This window comes from Bacillus sp. cl95 (assembly GCF_900115925.1).
GTDB lineage: Bacteria > Bacillota > Bacilli > Bacillales > Cytobacillaceae > Neobacillus_A.
Window position 1 is genome coordinate 147397 of the sequence record NZ_FOYF01000001.1, and the last position, 15784, is coordinate 163180.

Annotated in this window: 20 protein-coding genes and 4 riboswitches; of the genes, 3 read left to right on the top strand and 17 right to left on the bottom strand. The window is 37.1% G+C overall.

Annotated elements, in window-relative coordinates; genetic code table 11:
* Positions 1-158 precede the first annotated feature (158 nt).
* Positions 159-1715, top strand: a complete 1557-nt coding sequence (locus BMZ31_RS00770; protein WP_090829821.1) for an MDR family MFS transporter — start codon at positions 159-161, stop codon at positions 1713-1715.
* An 87-nt stretch (positions 1716-1802) separates the two neighbouring features.
* Here BMZ31_RS00770 and BMZ31_RS20615 read toward each other — a convergent pair whose 3' ends face one another.
* The 13 genes from BMZ31_RS20615 to BMZ31_RS00835 form a co-directional block, all read right to left on the bottom strand.
* Complete coding sequence (locus BMZ31_RS20615) at positions 1803-2903, bottom strand: hypothetical protein (RefSeq protein ID WP_254778537.1); 1101 nt, start codon at positions 2901-2903, stop codon at positions 1803-1805.
* Positions 2896-3408 carry an RNA polymerase sigma factor gene (locus BMZ31_RS00780; RefSeq protein WP_254778538.1) on the bottom strand — a complete coding sequence of 171 codons (513 nt, stop codon included), beginning with the start codon at positions 3406-3408 and terminating at the stop codon, positions 2896-2898. The genes BMZ31_RS20615 and BMZ31_RS00780 overlap by 8 nt, the downstream gene beginning before the upstream one ends.
* A 263-nt stretch (positions 3409-3671) precedes the next feature.
* The gene (locus BMZ31_RS00785) at positions 3672-4055 is read right to left on the bottom strand and encodes a MarR family transcriptional regulator (protein ID WP_139206593.1); all 384 of its coding nucleotides are present in this window, start codon (positions 4053-4055) and stop codon (positions 3672-3674) included.
* An 18-nt stretch (positions 4056-4073) separates the two neighbouring features.
* On the bottom strand, positions 4074-4478 hold the full coding sequence (locus tag BMZ31_RS00790; protein ID WP_090829824.1) for a hypothetical protein: 405 nt from the start codon (positions 4476-4478) through the stop codon (positions 4074-4076).
* Between the two features lie 16 nt (positions 4479-4494).
* Positions 4495-5082, bottom strand: coding sequence for an AAA family ATPase (locus BMZ31_RS00795; protein ID WP_090829825.1), 588 nt, complete (start codon positions 5080-5082; stop codon positions 4495-4497).
* Between the two features lie 14 nt (positions 5083-5096).
* Complete coding sequence (locus BMZ31_RS00800) at positions 5097-5954, bottom strand: GNAT family N-acetyltransferase (protein WP_090829826.1); 858 nt, start codon at positions 5952-5954, stop codon at positions 5097-5099.
* A gap of 352 nt (positions 5955-6306) precedes the next feature.
* On the bottom strand, positions 6307-6831 hold the full coding sequence (locus BMZ31_RS00805) for a tubby C-terminal domain-like protein (RefSeq protein WP_090829827.1): 525 nt from the start codon (positions 6829-6831) through the stop codon (positions 6307-6309).
* A 230-nt stretch (positions 6832-7061) separates the two neighbouring features.
* On the bottom strand, positions 7062-7259 hold the full coding sequence (locus BMZ31_RS00810) for a hypothetical protein (RefSeq protein ID WP_090829828.1): 198 nt from the start codon (positions 7257-7259) through the stop codon (positions 7062-7064).
* Positions 7260-7403: 144 nt separating this feature from the next.
* Positions 7404-8612 (bottom strand): M20 family metallopeptidase, encoded by a 1209-nt coding sequence (locus BMZ31_RS00815; RefSeq protein WP_090829829.1) that lies wholly within the window; start codon positions 8610-8612, stop codon positions 7404-7406.
* Positions 8613-8637: 25 nt separating this feature from the next.
* A complete protein-coding gene (locus BMZ31_RS00820) occupies positions 8638-9471 on the bottom strand; it encodes a MetQ/NlpA family ABC transporter substrate-binding protein (RefSeq protein WP_090829830.1) in 834 nt (277 codons plus the stop codon).
* Between the two features lie 15 nt (positions 9472-9486).
* The gene (locus BMZ31_RS00825; RefSeq protein WP_090829831.1) at positions 9487-10137 is read right to left on the bottom strand and encodes a methionine ABC transporter permease; all 651 of its coding nucleotides are present in this window, start codon (positions 10135-10137) and stop codon (positions 9487-9489) included.
* Positions 10127-11158 (bottom strand): methionine ABC transporter ATP-binding protein, encoded by a 1032-nt coding sequence (locus BMZ31_RS00830; RefSeq protein ID WP_090829832.1) that lies wholly within the window; start codon positions 11156-11158, stop codon positions 10127-10129. The genes BMZ31_RS00825 and BMZ31_RS00830 overlap by 11 nt, the downstream gene beginning before the upstream one ends.
* Positions 11159-11246: 88 nt before the next feature.
* Positions 11247-11352, bottom strand: a riboswitch (SAM riboswitch).
* Between the two features lie 76 nt (positions 11353-11428).
* Positions 11429-11587, bottom strand: a complete 159-nt coding sequence (locus BMZ31_RS00835; RefSeq protein WP_254778601.1) for a Fur-regulated basic protein FbpA — start codon at positions 11585-11587, stop codon at positions 11429-11431.
* A gap of 84 nt (positions 11588-11671) precedes the next feature.
* Positions 11672-11776, bottom strand: a riboswitch (SAM riboswitch).
* A gap of 130 nt (positions 11777-11906) precedes the next feature.
* Positions 11907-12011: riboswitch (SAM riboswitch) on the bottom strand.
* A 150-nt stretch (positions 12012-12161) separates the two neighbouring features.
* Positions 12162-12264, top strand: a riboswitch (SAM riboswitch).
* Positions 12265-12325: 61 nt separating this feature from the next.
* Between BMZ31_RS00835 and BMZ31_RS00840 the strand changes: the two genes are divergently transcribed.
* Complete coding sequence (locus BMZ31_RS00840) at positions 12326-13117, top strand: alpha/beta hydrolase (protein ID WP_090829834.1); 792 nt, start codon at positions 12326-12328, stop codon at positions 13115-13117.
* Between the two features lie 108 nt (positions 13118-13225).
* Here the strand turns inward: BMZ31_RS00840 and BMZ31_RS00845 are convergent, their stop codons facing one another.
* Together BMZ31_RS00845 and BMZ31_RS00850 are read right to left on the bottom strand one after the other, a co-directional pair.
* Positions 13226-13570 (bottom strand): DUF3970 family protein, encoded by a 345-nt coding sequence (locus BMZ31_RS00845; protein ID WP_090829835.1) that lies wholly within the window; start codon positions 13568-13570, stop codon positions 13226-13228.
* Positions 13571-13642: 72 nt separating this feature from the next.
* Positions 13643-14257 carry a sterol desaturase family protein gene (locus BMZ31_RS00850; RefSeq protein ID WP_090829836.1) on the bottom strand — a complete coding sequence of 205 codons (615 nt, stop codon included), beginning with the start codon at positions 14255-14257 and terminating at the stop codon, positions 13643-13645.
* A gap of 175 nt (positions 14258-14432) precedes the next feature.
* On the opposite strand from BMZ31_RS00850, the gene BMZ31_RS20175 reads away from it, so the two are divergent.
* Entirely contained in the window at positions 14433-14591 is a 159-nt protein-coding gene (locus tag BMZ31_RS20175; protein ID WP_175477966.1) for a hypothetical protein, read from the top strand.
* Positions 14592-14902: 311 nt separating this feature from the next.
* On the opposite strand, the gene BMZ31_RS00855 is transcribed toward BMZ31_RS20175, so the two are convergent.
* Positions 14903-15307 carry a YugN-like family protein gene (locus BMZ31_RS00855; RefSeq protein ID WP_090829837.1) on the bottom strand — a complete coding sequence of 135 codons (405 nt, stop codon included), beginning with the start codon at positions 15305-15307 and terminating at the stop codon, positions 14903-14905.
* 59 nt (positions 15308-15366) lie between these two features.
* Positions 15367-15663, bottom strand: a complete 297-nt coding sequence (locus BMZ31_RS00860) for a hypothetical protein (RefSeq protein ID WP_090829838.1) — start codon at positions 15661-15663, stop codon at positions 15367-15369.
* Between the last annotated feature and the right edge of the window lie 121 nt (positions 15664-15784).

Consider the following 15784-nt stretch of genomic DNA (forward strand, 5'->3'; position numbering starts at 1 on the left):
CCTAGATAATTTGCACTGGGAAAGCTTTCGATTTACGAGATTCCCTTGCAAATAGTTCATGCTTGAAAGACTCGACGTCAGGAGTTAAGATTAGATATGCTACATTTTGGAAGAGACAGGCTGTTGCTAATCCTCGTCTACTTTGAAGGGAGAAAATCATGGTAAACAAAGAGCAAAACTTGAAGTTTGTTGTTGCCGGTTTGTTGCTCGGCATATTAATGGCTGCAATGGACAACACGATTGTTGCGACAGCAATGGGTACAATTGTGGCAGACTTAGGCGATTTTGATAAATTCGTTTGGGTAACATCTGCCTACATGGTTGCTGTCATGGCAGGAATGCCGATTTTCGGAAAATTATCCGATATGTACGGCAGAAAACGATTTTTCATATTCGGACTTGTGGTTTTCCTCGTTGGATCTGCATTGTGCGGTATCGCGCAAAGTATGGTTCAACTCAGTGTGTTCCGCGCCATTCAGGGTATTGGTGGTGGTGCATTAATGCCGATTGCTTTCACCATTGTTTTTGACATTTTCCCTCCTGAAAACCGCGGGAAGATGACAGGTTTACTAGGCGCTGTTTTCGGCGTATCCAGTGTACTTGGGCCTTTACTTGGGGCATATATTACTGACTTTATAAGCTGGCATTGGGTTTTCTATATTAACGTACCCATCGGAATTATTTCTTTTTACCTTATCTTTCGTTATTATCAAGAATCACTTGAACACAGCAAGCAACGCATTGATTATGGCGGTGCCATTACTCTAGTAGTAGCCGTTGTGAGTCTTATGTTTGCTTTAGAATTAGGCGGAAAGGAATACGCTTGGGCCTCTGCTCCCATTATTAGCTTATTGGCTAGTTTTGCACTCTTTTTCATCGTCTTTATTTTTATTGAAAGAAAAGCAGAAGAACCGATCATTTCCTTTTGGATGTTTAAAAACCGTCTATTTGCGACATCACAGATTCTTGCCTTTTTATACGGCGGTACATTTATCATTTTAGCTGTATTCATTCCGATTTTTGTTCAGGCTGTTTTTGGCGGTTCGGCTACAAATGCAGGATTTATCTTAACACCAATGATGCTAGGATCGGTTGCAGGGAGTGCCATCGGCGGTATTTTCCAAGCGAAAACGAGCTTCCGCAACTTGATGCTCATATCAGTTGTTGCCTATTTCGCTGGTATGTATCTACTTGGTACGATGGATCCTGATACTGCACGCTGGATGATTACTTTGTATATGATCCTTGTCGGATTTGGAATGGGCTTTTCATTTTCATTACTACCATCGGCTTCAATTTATAACTTGGAGGCACGCTATCGCGGTTCTGCAAACTCTACAAACTCATTCCTTCGTTCGTTAGGAATGACCATCGGTGTCACTGTATTCGGAACGATACAGAACAATGTTTTCACCGACAAACTTTCTAATGCCTTCAAAGGCGGGCAAGCTGGAATGAAATTTGAAAATCCGGAACAACTATTCCAATCAGGAGAACGTTCGAAAATACCTGGATTTGTTCTGGATCGGATCGTTAACGCAATGTCCGATTCGATTACGATAACCTTTATGATTGCCTTAATTCCAATTGGTTTAGCTGCAATCACCATTCTATTCATGGGGAATACCCGTATTGAAGTGAATAAAGAAGCGACTAAAGAAAATTCAAAAGGTAAAAAAGCACAAGCTCCACGGTTAGCGCCAAGAAAAAGTTAATGCAATATTTTGTACAACATGAAACACCGATCCCTTTGGAATCGGTGTTTTTGATTTTGGCCGTAAATTTCCCTGAATTCACATATGTTATTGAGTTGGCATGAAACCAACCTTCCATACCCCATTTTCATCTTTAACCATTCGACAGCCCATTTCACCATTCGCATTCGTGAAACTAACATAACCTTCAATATCACTAGTTTGGATAAACTTCCCTTCCTCTATGCCAGAAAAATCAGCTAAGATTTGCTCTTTCGTCCCACTATCTGTTGCAGGAAAACTAAGATGTTCTTCTTTTGTCCATAAGATATGATCTGATCTTGAAGTGTACAGTTCATATTCCGTTTCCCTATCCCCATCCAATTTTGCTTGTACGTAAAGCTTTGCAACGCTGATAGGTGACAAGTCTTTCAAATTACTTTCATCGTAATCTTTCTTAAACCATTCATAATTCTCTCTTTCTGCATTAGTAAGTTCAAATTCATTTTTTACTGTTTCTACTTTTTTGTCATCCGATTTGAGTAATCCATCTTCAATCTTCACTTTCTGCTCATCTTCAGTGTTCAAGAAGATACTATGTTGAATCAAGTATGGATTCTCCTTCGTATCTTCAAAACTAATTAGAATTTCAAAACGATTTTCCTCCATGTTAGGTACTATCCCGCGGAGTATGATCGTTTTCTCATTCATACTTTCGTAAAAGGTGAACAAACTTTGGGATTTTTCATTTACTACAGATTCATCAACATACTTTTTAAGTTCCATTAAATCTTTTCTTTTCATAGCCTCTAAATAGGAAATGACCACTTTGCTTTCTTCCCGCATACCCGTAATGAGTACGATTTTTTCGTATAGCTGCTTATAGGCTGGCGTCTCTGAGATAAGTTCATTAAAAATCGGAAAAGATTCTTTTGGAATTTCTACGTCTGGAGAATGTTCAGATGCTTGTTCAGGATTCGTTGTCTGCTTGGTCAGAAAAGAAGCCGATAAAATCGCAAATAGCACAATCGCAGTACAAAGTGAAAATATGACACCCCAATTTTTCCGCCCCCTAACCTTCTCTGAAGAAATGTTCTTTTCATTCAACATTAATCGACGTTTTAAATTCATAGTGAATTCCTGATCAGGCTCTAAATCAGGTCGATTTTTAAGAGGATTCAGAAATCCATTCATTTCTTGGTTATTCATTCGTCATTCCCCACCCTTCTTGAAAAGAATGCACTTGCTTTTTTAATTGTTGAATTGCTCTATGGTAATCGACACGAACTTTTTGTTCACTGATTTCCAATATTTCAGAGACTTCTTTGATGGTAAGCTCTTTCAGTCCACGCAAAATGACAAGTGTTCGATAATGTGGCTTCAATCTTAACAATGCATCTTGCAGTTCAACCCATTCATCTTTCTTAATGATTTTTTGTTCTGTAGTTTCCGAATCAACTTCTTCTTTTTGAAACCAGTCAGGAAGAAAACTTACCCACTTTTGCTTCCTCTTCAAATCAATAGCTGTATTCCTTGCTATAGAAATAATCCAAGTTTTCATACTCGATGATTCTTTTAAGGTATGGTGATTTTTCATTACTTTCATAAATGTTTCTTGCGTGATATCCTCCGCTTCTTGCTTATTGTTCGTAAAATATAAAGCAAAATGATATACATCTCGATAATACAGTTCATATATATTTTCAATATCCAACCTTGTCACTCCCTCCATCTGGTAATAAGTCGTATGAATTAGGAATTTGTTTCAAAATGCACAAAAAAAAATTCCCCACCAATAAGAATTCGTTCAAATTCGGGGAATCCTTTTTAAATTTCGGATGTTTTCGTACACTTCGTTGCTATATAACTTAGTGAAGTAGTGGTTGATTTCCGCTTCAGTCAACTACTAGGTATTCACAAGGATTATTCCTAAAACAACAATCTTTTAGAAAACGACCAAATTTTTTTAGCATCCAATTAGAAGAGTTTCGCCCATGTGCTTTCTAGTTTAGATTTAAGTTCCTCAAGCACTTTTTTTCTATCAGCGTAAGATTCATCTTGATTCTCTTGCCATAAAGATAAGTCGGCTCCACTTTCAATGCATTCCAAAGCCTTCTTTTTTATCGACCTAGTTAAAACATTATGTCTTATTTGCAGTGCAGCTAACGCTATGTATATGAGAGATTCATCAATTAATCTTTCTTCCTCGTCCAAATCACCCAATTCCTCCATCCAGGTTTGAAGGATGATTTTCGTTGCTTTTCGAGTATTCATCCCTTCATCAAGCAAATCATTCCATTCGTCCTGAATGTCACATGACAAGTCATCATCCCATATCCCTGCGCCCCATGCTCCCATCATCGTCCTCCACTACCAACGTTATTTTTCATCTTCTTGAAGAAATTCTTCTAGATAATCCCGAATTTCATGTCTAATCTCTTTCACGGATTCATCTACAAGTTCACCTACAAGTTTAGCGCCAGGTATCATTCTTGACATTGGGAGACCTAGAAATAAATAATTACATTCCCAAATGTTAATCTTTAATAAATCGACGAGTTCACCGTCTTCGTCAATGATACCCAAAGAAATACTGGAGCTATATCCTGATTCAAAAGGGTTTTGACCTTCTCTATCAAAACTCACTTCGATTTTTTGTTGTTTTTGCAAAAAAAATATTTTGTATTTCCTTTCCAAACTGAACAAATCATTTTCTAGTTGTTTTTCATAACCATCAATGGTCTTGCGCAATTCTTGATTGAAATCTTTTTGAGGAATTTTCATGTGAGTCTTTCTCCCATTAAACAAAATCGATTTCCTTCAATAGATTAAGAGTTGTTAATTCTATCTCATCCGCACTCTTTTCATTCGTTTGAATAAAAACGGTATGCTGTTTTTCATACCACTCGCGCTCAAATGGATACAGTTTCATATTTTTATCAAATGACCCTCTTTCTCGAGTCTGATCCGCTATTTTCCTCGAAAATAATGTAGAGGGGGAAGCATCCAGATAAATAATGAGGTCGGAACGACAAGATCTTAATTCTGTAAGTTCTTCCTTTAATAGATATTCAATATCCCATTCAAAGCCGTTCGCTCTTGGATAATGAAGAGTGAAGAACTCGATATCTTCAGGCCCTCTATCAAACAATACCTTTCCTGTAGGGAGTTTTAGGAATCTCTCAATTTCTGCTCGAATAAATAGACGTTGATTGTTCACAAATCCTTCTTCAGTTGACAAATCAAGATCTAATTTTCCACGTTGAGCCACAAGAGGATAGGGATTTTCATAGCTCACATAAATGTTTGGGAATTTCTTTTCCAACCTCTTTGCCAAAGTTGTTTTTCCCCCAGCCATTCCGCCCTGAAATGAAACAATCTGATTCATCCTACACCTCCTATTTAGGCTTGCGATGTCAATGGATGTTTAAATAAGACTGGTAATTCTAGTCCCTCTGCTTTCTTAACAAACATTATTTCGCTGCCTTCGAACACATTCATTTCTACATCCTGAATATATGGAGTGAAATAAAAAATGATTTCATTAATATTAGATGAACATATTTCTTTTAATATTGATTCTATCTCGATATTTTTTGAACTGATGATATCAAATACATGCAGTTGATCTCCGTCTTGTTTGCAAATCACAATTGCTTCATGATTTTCTACATAGTAGAGATCATCAGCAAAGACATACATAGCATAAAACATCACCAACTCTGCTGCATTCACTACGCAAAACTTACGGGAAACTGGAACTCGTTTAGAAGCAGTTTCATAAAGTAAATTCAATTCAGTTTCTGTAAGTTTCTTCATAGGTGAATTCGCTTGTGAATTAAATTTATTTTTCAATGAAAATATTTGTTCTTCAACTTTATGAAAACCAAATTTAGGATAATAGTCGAGTACCGTTTTGTTAGCAAACAAGTACATCATGTCATATTGTCCCTCGTAATCTTCAATAACTTTGTTCATCAACCTAGCAGACAAACCGAGATTGCGATAATCTGGGTGCGTCATAACCGTTCCAATTTGCAAGCCACGCTTCTCTTCTCCATTAACAACTAGTGTCAACTTGTTTACTGACACATTAGCGATTACTTTGTCCCCATCCACAAATGAATAGGTTTCGTATCTATCAGTCCAAAAACCAGCATTATACCATTTCTCAAAATTGATTCCGAAGATTTCTTCAGCAAGTTGATTAAAGCTCTTTCTTAGATGCTCGTCTTCTCTATAACCCTTAATAAACTTCAATAATTACACCCTTTTTATTAAAAAATTAGAACTTATAGAATATTTATAATTCAGTAGGAATTTTTTGTAAAGAACATCTTTTTTGGAGATAATTTTAGCTATTGCTTGTCTTTGGCGTAACAATTGCAAATAGAACACGATTTCTCACAAATAGAACTCCAATTCACACAAATAAACTGTACAGTTACACAAATAAAATTCCATCAATCCTTTCCATTTTAAGAAACTAAATTAGAAAGATTTCTACAAACCTGAATAGACACAAACAAAAGTGTGAGGACCTCGAAAATCCTCACACCTTATTATTACTGACTATTTTTGTTTTCTTTAAATTGGAAATCAGAATTCATTTTCAGTCTCCAACACAAAAAATATTTTGAAGCAAACAAACAAAAAACTCTGGTTCTTGAATAGGACAGTCCTCTTCAATTTCTAAATGCGTCTTGAACCATTCCGAGGTTTTCATTTTCCATCTCGCTACTTCTTCTCCATTATGAAAAATCCTCACCCAATCTAAGAGTTCATTTTTCATTACAAGATCAATAGAATTATATTTAATGTGAAATTCGGGGACAATATTTTGCCAGGATTTTTGACATACCTGAAACATTTCATTCGTCATACAGTTAATCACTTGATACTCTGGTCTTCCAACTAATTTTGTTGTTTTTTGACACTGATAAACTATATCCCTATCATTTGATATAACGTCAATTTGAACGTACCAATCTATGTTCGTTACATAGTACACTAATCTTGTTAAAAAGTTTTTATAAGTTCTTTTAAACTTACATACAACATTTCCTTGTGCATCAATTACATCCACTATTTTAGAAGATGGTTTAAACCTTGGAGGTAAGTATGTATACTTCTTCATAAAAAACTCCTTATAGCTGTTGATTAGTGTCTATCGATTTGTCCCCTTTGATTCTACATAAATGTTTCAATTATGTAAAAATATACATAAAAAGCATAACAATCTGTTTTAGAGATGTCATGCTTTTTATGCATATCATGATTCATTTGTGTGTTCCTAAAAGGACCTGCTGAAATGATTTAGTAAAACCCTTTTTAATTGAGTATATCCCACATACTAATTTCTTATTATTAGGAGTACGGATTATGATAATCGTCCATCGTGCTCTTGAGGTACATTTCATTTTGTATCTTTTCTGATTCACTAATGCCCTCCATTCCGTGCTCACGACTTTTCTGTAGATTCCGATTTTTAGCAAAGAAGTCAATCATGTATCCGATGAAAATAAAGCCTCCACACACCAGTAAAACAAACCATGCAAGCGTCATAGGAATCCCCTCCTTTTTGTACTAGTATATTGCCTTTAACTCATGTTTAGATTTCATTCTTCAGTAAAATTTGAACAAGCAGAAAGCCCTGTTCTACTCGAGTAATCAAGTAGAACAGGGCTTTTAAGAATAAGCTTACTAATTCTATTCGTTTTTTGGTTCGTTGAATTCTCCCTTGATTTCTTGAAGTTTCAACTTATCTGTAATCAACCTCAGTCCAGTTAAGGCAAGAGCTTTCGCCCCTATAATCAATGCTTGATCACCTTTAGCTGAGCGAGCCGCTTCTCTAAATTCTACTGTATGAGCAACAAGATCATCCGATCCAATTTTTATGAAAGGATGAATGGTGGGAACGACTTGACTGATATTCCCTGCGTCTGTTGAACCAAGGCCAGGTCTTTCGTCCGTTCCCACCGTTTCCCCTAGTCCTTCGATTACTTCTTTGAACACACTATCAAAAACTCGGTTTGGGAGAAGATTATCCACTTCGTTTTGGAATGCTATTATGTTCACTTTTGCGCCAGTAGCAAGTGCTGCACCTTCTGCAATGGCTCTTATTCTCCTGGTTACTTCATTACACCTTTGACGGGTAGCGGCACGAATATAAAATCTTGCTTTTGCATATTCGGGTACAATGTTAGGGGCATCTCCTCCATGAGTGATGATGCCATGAATGCGAACGTCATTTGGAACATGCTGTCTAAGTGCATTGATACCATTGAATAGTTGGATGACAGCATCCAGTGCATTGATTCCTTCATGTGGAGAAGATGATGCATGTGCCGGTTTGCCGATGAATTCGAAATCCAATGGGTCAACCGCAAGCGATGGACCTGTTAGGCGTGTCTGACCTGAGGGATGAATCATTAATGCTGCATCAATACCCTCAAGAAGGCCGTGTTTAACGAAACTACCTTTCGCACTTCCGTTTGGTCCTCCTTCCTCTGCGGGAGTACCCAAAACCACTATTTCTCCTCCAGTCTCATCGACTATTTTACTAAGTGCAATTGCCCCCGCCACACTCGTTGTTCCAATGATGTTATGACCACAGGCATGGCCTAGACCAGGCAATGCATCGTATTCGGCCAGGAAGGCAATCGTAGGACCATCCTTTAATGCGGATTTCTTCCTCGCAATGAAGGATGTTTGATGACCCGCAACCGCTTTTTTCACGAAAAAGCCTGCCTCTTCTAAGGTTCCGATGTGGAGTGCCGATGCAAAATACTCTTCGTTTCCGATTTCTGGCCTTTCATGAATCCGATGGCTTGTTTCGATGTAACTTTCCTTATTATTTTCAATTTCCGAGATTATTAAGCTTTTCAATTCTTCCAATCTATCAACTGCCACTGTCATTCTTCTTCACACTCCAATGTTTGATTTACTCGCCAATCTCACTTAAAGGAACGAAGGTTGGAATCGTATTTCCTTTGTATTCTTTTTTGATAAAATCAGCCACGTCTTCCTGTTGGTACAATTCAGCCAGTTTTTTCAACTCTTTTCGATTTTCATCTTTCGTACGCACTGCAATAATGTTAATATACGGTTTTGCCGTCGCACTTTCATGGAAAATAGAATCTTTGACTGGACTGAATCCGGCATCAACTGCAATTCCGTTATTGATAATCGAAGCTGCTACGTCAGGCAATACTCGTGGTGTTTGACCGGCTACAACTGGAACAATCTCTAGTTTTTTTGGATTTTCTACAATCTTATCGAGTGAACCATTTCCGTCAAAGTCTTCAGGAAGTTTGATTAATCCAGCCTCTTGAAGGAGCAGGAAAGCTCTTCCCATGTTTGTAGCTTCATTTGGCACGGCGATTTTTCCTCCTTCTGGGATATCTTCCACGGATTTATATTTTTCTGAATAAATACCCATTGGAGCGATTACCGTAGTAGCAATCGGTTTAAGATCCAAATTGTGCTCTTTCTTGAAAGCATTGAAATAAGAAATTGTTTGAAATGCATTCGCATCAATTTCACCTTCAGCGAGTGCCAGATTAGGCTGAACATAATCCGAAAAACTTACGATTTCCACATTGATCCCTTCCTTTTTGGCCTTCATGGCTACAAAATCCCAAATCCGATTATCTGTCCCGCTCACCCCAATTTTGATATTTACTTCCTTCTTTGAACCGCTCGCTTCGTGGCTTGAACAGCCCGTGATTAAGATGGATGCCACCAGTAGGAATAAGTAAATTGCATATTTTTTCATGATTTATCATTCTCCTTATCGTCTTCTTATTTTTTTTGAAAGTATGTTTCCAGAAGATTGCAGACCTTGCACCAATACAATCAAGATGCCTACCGTGATGATCATGACCTTTGTATCGAATCGCTGATATCCGTAAGTTATCGCTAAATCACCTAGCCCCCCACCACCGACAGCGCCTGCCATGGCCGATGCTCCAATTAGGCCAACAGTTGCTATCGTGAGACCGAGGACAAGAGAGCTCAAAGCTTCAGGAACGAGGAATCTGAAAATAATTTGAAGAGGAGTAGCACCCATCGCTTCTGCTGCCTCTATTACTCCTTGGTCCACCTCAAGTAAAGAATTCTCTATTAATCTTGCAATATACGGTCCTGCATAAAACACAAGTGGAACAATCGCAGCTGCTGTTCCTATAGACGTCCCAACGATAAATCGTGTAACAGGAATGATCGCAACCAACAAAATGATAAAGGGTACAGAACGGAAAATATTGATGATTCCATTCAAAACCGTAAACACGGGAACATTTTCTAATAAATGTCCTTTTCTGGTAATGACGAGTAAAATTCCTAGCGGTAAACCAATCAGTGTGGAAAAAAGAAGTGACAGTCCCACCATCGTGATGGTGTCTAAAAGCGCCTCAACAATCTCTGAACTTTCAACTAGCATTTGAAATCACCTCCTTAATCGTGACATTTCGGTTGTTAATATAGATCAATGCCCGATTTATCTCAGTTTCTGTTCCATTGAACTCGACTATTATGTTGCCAAATGGAGTACCCTGAAGTTCAGTAATGTTGCCGTAGAGAATATTTACGTCCACTTTAAATTGCTTTGCGATTTGAGATAGAAGCGGTTCACCTGCACTTTGCCCCACAAAGATTACTTTGTATATTCTTCTATCTCTGCCAGATTCGGAAAGTATCTTTTGAATGGAATCTGGAATCTTGTCATGCATAACCGAACTGACAAAGTTTTTAGCTGTTTTTGTTAGAGGGTTAGAAAAGACTTCAAATACTGTTCCGCTTTCAATGATCTTCCCTTCTTCAATAACCGCGACCTTATCGCAAACCTCCCGTATAACTCCCATCTCGTGTGTAATCAACAAAATGGTGATGTTATATTCTTTGTTTATTCTTTTTAGCAACTGTAATATTGAGTTTGTTGTTTGTGGATCAAGAGCCGATGTAGCTTCATCACAAAGCAAAATGGCTGGTCTAGTTGCAAGTGCCCTGGCAATGCCCACCCTTTGTTTTTGTCCACCTGATAATTGATCGGGATATTGATTGGCTTTATCTGTGAGTCCTACAAATTCTATGAGCTCATTCACTCTTTGCTTGATTTCATCTTTAGGAACACCTGCTAAGGAAAGAGGCATTGCGACGTTCGCAAACACGGTCTTTGAATTGAGCAAGTTGAAGTGTTGAAACACCATGCCAATCTTCCTTTTAGCGTCCCTAATTTCTTTTTTCGAAAGACCTGCTAAATCCTGACCACCCACAATCACTTTTCCGGTTGTTGGTTTTTCCAAGAAATTCACGCATCGGATAAGTGAACTTTTACCTGCGCCGCTAAATCCGATTACTCCAAAAATTTCTCCTTCGTTAATCTTGAGGTTTATGCCATTCAATGCAGGCACCTTTTGCCCATTACTTTCATAAGTCTTTGTGACATCCTTAAAGGTGATCACGGCAATCTCTCCTTTTCTGTAAAAATAAAAAGCCTCTTCTTAAAAATAAGAAGAGGCTTATCAAGCATACGCAAATTGATAAGATCTCAACTTATCTTCCAAGCACTTAGCTTGTTGGAATTGGCACAGTGCTCAATAATGAGTCTGTTGCCGAGGTTTCGCAGGGCCATTCCCTCCACCTCTCTTGATAAGAAGCAATCATAATTTATTTAGTTTTCCTTTTACTTATTACTATATTAACGCGTTAACTGGTGTAAGTAAATACCTTTTTTAAAAATTTTTTCCATTTAAGATTTTAATGTACTCTTTTTCTAATTCTTGCAATGGTGCATCATATAAATGTTTTTGATCTGACGTTTTGTAAATCCCATTTCTAATCAGTATTTCAATCAATTTTTCCTTCCTTAGCTGCACTAATTGTAAAAGCATAGCCATTTTGTTTATTCCTCCTCACATAAAAACCCTCTTCTCATAAGAAGAGGGTTTAAATATGAAGCATATCTAAACAGACTCTTCTTATCTCCCAGGAATATTCCTGTTGGAATTGGCACAGTGCTCACTGAAGAGTCTGTTGCCGAGGCTTCACGGGGCCATTCCCTCCACCTCTCTTGATAAGAAAACTATTTTGTTAGTTAAGCCTATTGGAAAATCCCAATAATTATTCCGAAAAATATAGCAGAATAATGGGTTCACTTACACAAAAAGACCCCTTCAAAAAGAAGAGGCCGTGTTAAAAAATTTATGGCTCTTCTTATCTTCCAAGCATACGCTTGTTGGATTTGGCACAGTGCTCATTATGAGTCTGCTGCCGAGGCTTCATCGGGCCAATTCCCTCTGCCTCTCTCGATAAGATTTCATGCAATCATGTAATTTTTATAGGTTGATAATGACTTTAAAGCACGAAAACAAGTTTGTCAATATTTTTTTACATTGACATTTTTAAATTCCAAGTGTTACTATCGGTTTATAAGAATATAATGAAAAGTAACCTTTAATTAAATAAAATTTATCAAGAGTGAATGAGAGAACTGGCTCGAAGAATTCACAGCAACCTGCAATATGCAAGGTGCTCCCACCAGCAAAGCATATGCTTTGGTTGATAAACTGATGAAAACTCTTTTTGCAACCAAGGCGGAAAGAGTTTTTCTATTTTAGGAGGGAACACAATTGAAAAGTAACTATCCCGTTATGAAAGGTGCTGGTGCATTTTTCTTTGAAGGTAACGAAATTGGTGTCCTAATTTGTCATGGTTTTAATGGTACCCCACAAAGCGTTCGATACCTGGGAGAATGTCTCTCTGAGCAAGGTTTCACTGTCTATGCCCCCCGCCTTGAAGGTCATGGTACAGATCCGCATGAAATGGAAAAATGCCATTATAAGGATTGGATAAATAGTGTCAAAATGGCAGTAAATTTTTTAAAAAGCAGATGTTTGGAAGTTTTTATGATTGGTCAATCTATGGGTGGAACACTCGCACTCACTCTTGCTAGTGAAAATTGTTGTAAATTAACTGGGATAATAACCATCAATGCCGCATTATCCGTTCCAGGCTATGAATGTTTTAGGCATGACTTTTCTAAAAGATTTATTCCAGAAGATGTTCCTGATATCAAGCAGGAGAATGTCGTTGAAATTGTATACGATTCTGTTCCTACTCGCGCAATCAGGAATTTGTTAGCACTTATGGATCAGTCACTATTAAAGTTATCTAGCATTTCATGTCCCACTCTTCTCTTAAAGTCAAAAATTGATCATGTGGTCCCGCCTACTTGTACGGACATGATTTACAATGAAATCCAATCATGTCAAAAAAGGATCGTAACTCTCGAAAACTCTTATCATGTCGCTTCGCTAGATCATGATAGACAGAAAATAGTAGATGATATTATCGATTTTATCCACCAGCACTCTTCATTTTCTATGAATATTGTTGAAATTTCTAACTCTGAGGAAAGGTGAACTCCTAGGTCTTGGAGACGGAATTTAAATGATACAACTATATTAGTGCAAAACAAAAGCTGACTTATAAGGTTTCTACTTCAACCCTTCGAGTCAGCTTTTTCATTATTAGAACCCTTTCGGACTTTCCATCGCCGTACCGTCTAGGATTCCCATTTCTTTAATATGTGCGCGAGCTTCAGCATCTCCTAGGTTATAAATTTGCTGATAGATTTTGACCATGGTCGCATCATAATGATCATTTTCTTTGTCTTTGTGGTATTCCTTATAGGGGATATGAGCACGACCAAATGTCTCTAAATCTGCTTGGTAGTTTTCAGAGAACATTTGCATGAGATCCTCTATTTCTTCATCAGTTCCATTAACTCTAAAGTGAGTTTCTGTTCCTGCCGGCTCAGGAATAACTTCTCCATTCACCATATTCACATAATAGGTCTTCTTGGTTGTATCCATATGATCATCTCCTCGAATTTAAGAATCTACATATGAATTACCACTTTTCACATGCTTCTAATCCTTTTCTACCTATTTAGCTTTCTTTTCTAGATCTTTTACGGTATGACTAGTTTCAACTTCTTTTTCTTTTGCAAATGTTCCAAAGATCACATCTGTAAATGGATTACTTACTCCAAACCAGTAATTTTCATTTTTGTAATGATGGAGGATGTGAACCTTCTTAATCCACTGTCCAAATTTTGTTTTCGGTTTTATAGGCCGATGGGCAACGTAATGCTTCCATTCGTAGATAAATAGCATAGTCATAAGGCCCATTCCAAAGGAAACAGTCCATAAAAAATTATGAGTGATGAGATAAACAATCGAAGAGAAGATTAAAAAGTTAGGTATGCTGTACCAAAGCGGTAGAAATAATAATTTGAGGTCATTTGGATATGTGTGATGATCATAATGGAGGCGTTTAAGTAATTTAAGAAAAAAAGGATTTTTTGGTGCTTTTAAATGGAATAAGAATCGATGGGTAAAATATTCACTAAGTACAAATCCGAGCATTCCCACCAGAAAAAGTACAGCTGCTATGAGCGTAATGCCAGTAAAAAACATGAAACCGATCCCTAAGCAAAGAAGTATAAAAATAATCATGATATCAAAGTGGAAAAAGAAATCTTTATAAATTTGTTTCACCTACCACACCCCTATTCCTATATCTATTATCAGCTTAAATTAGTCAGAAAAATTAGTCAATATATCCTATACCTTAATTTCAGACCAAAGTTGTAGTTATTTTCATTCCAATGACGAATGAGATCAAATGCCTTCCTAACGTATATTAGTATTAAGAAACAGGGAGGCGATTACGATGATGGAATTCAATCATATTCAAGCTGAATATTTAATGAAAGTTCGTGCCGAGGAAATGAAGAGGGAAATGACCTATAAAGAAAAGTACCGCTTATATGAGGCTGCTCCTCGACAAAAAGTTTGTGTTAATCTAAAAATTATTAAGTTTTGCTTTTAATTAATTACTATAAAAGCTCATATTTCGCTGTAGTCAGACCTTAAAATTAAACATATTCTCAATTTTTTAAAAATCCCTAACCACTAAATAGCAGTTAGGGATTTTTTTATTTATGCTCTTTTTTAAAACATTACATTATTGCTTTTCGTTACCTTAATAATGATATTCATGCTAATTTTCAGTTTGAAGCTAGGTTTATTCACGTTTAGAAAAGAGCTACTCTCTATATTTAGTTAACGAATCAATGATTAAAGGGTAAAAATCCGGTTTTTGGGATTTTTACGAAAAAACAAAATTTACGAAAACAGCCTCTACTTTACAAGTGCAGTTTCTAATTTGGCGACAAGTACCTTGCCTTTCGCTTCAAATTCAGTTGGAAAATCAGCATCCTTGTCTTTAGGTTCTTTGAATTGATTAAATGTAGCAGAGACATTGCCCACATTGCCTTCTTCATCGACTTCATCTTCGTATTCATGTGAGAGCAGAAATGGTGTTCCTAACTTCACTTTGCAATTCGGATCTTCAACTTCGCCGTCAATGGCTACAAAGGGGACTCTCAAATATTGATTGCCCTCTGTTTCGGCAATTTTATAATCAAAATATCCGTGGTCATAATCCCAATTGCCTCCGACTGTGTATCCCATTGGTTCCAATGTGTCCTTCAACTTTAACAGCGTAAATTGTTTACCATCAATGTTCGATTTAAGTTTGATCATGTAAAAACTCACCCCTCAATTCGTGTATGTAGTGAGTTTTTTCCACAAGCCATTCACATTCAAACATCGGAGTGTGTCGAGATGAACCAGTGAGGTTTCGCTTTTTCAAAAAGATCTAATAAAAATGCAATGACGAATGATATGAGGGAATTGATTAAGAAAAAACTGCCGACGATGGCAATAGTCAAGGAATTTAAAGTCAGCAAAACCGATAACCAACTTGTGATTCCTATCAATAACTGTACTCCAGCAAACAGGTACTTGATCCATTTAATTTTCGTAAGAAAAATATGAATGGCATAAAACCCTAATAAGATAAAGAAATTAATGCCTATGAAAATAAAGAAGATATCCATCCACTTATCCTCCTCGAAATTATTTTAAAAGAATATGAAGTCCCCTCGCATTTTAATAAGCGGCTGTTTTCGCATTGATTGTTGCTTTTCGGATACTACTCTCATCCCGCATTTTTTATGG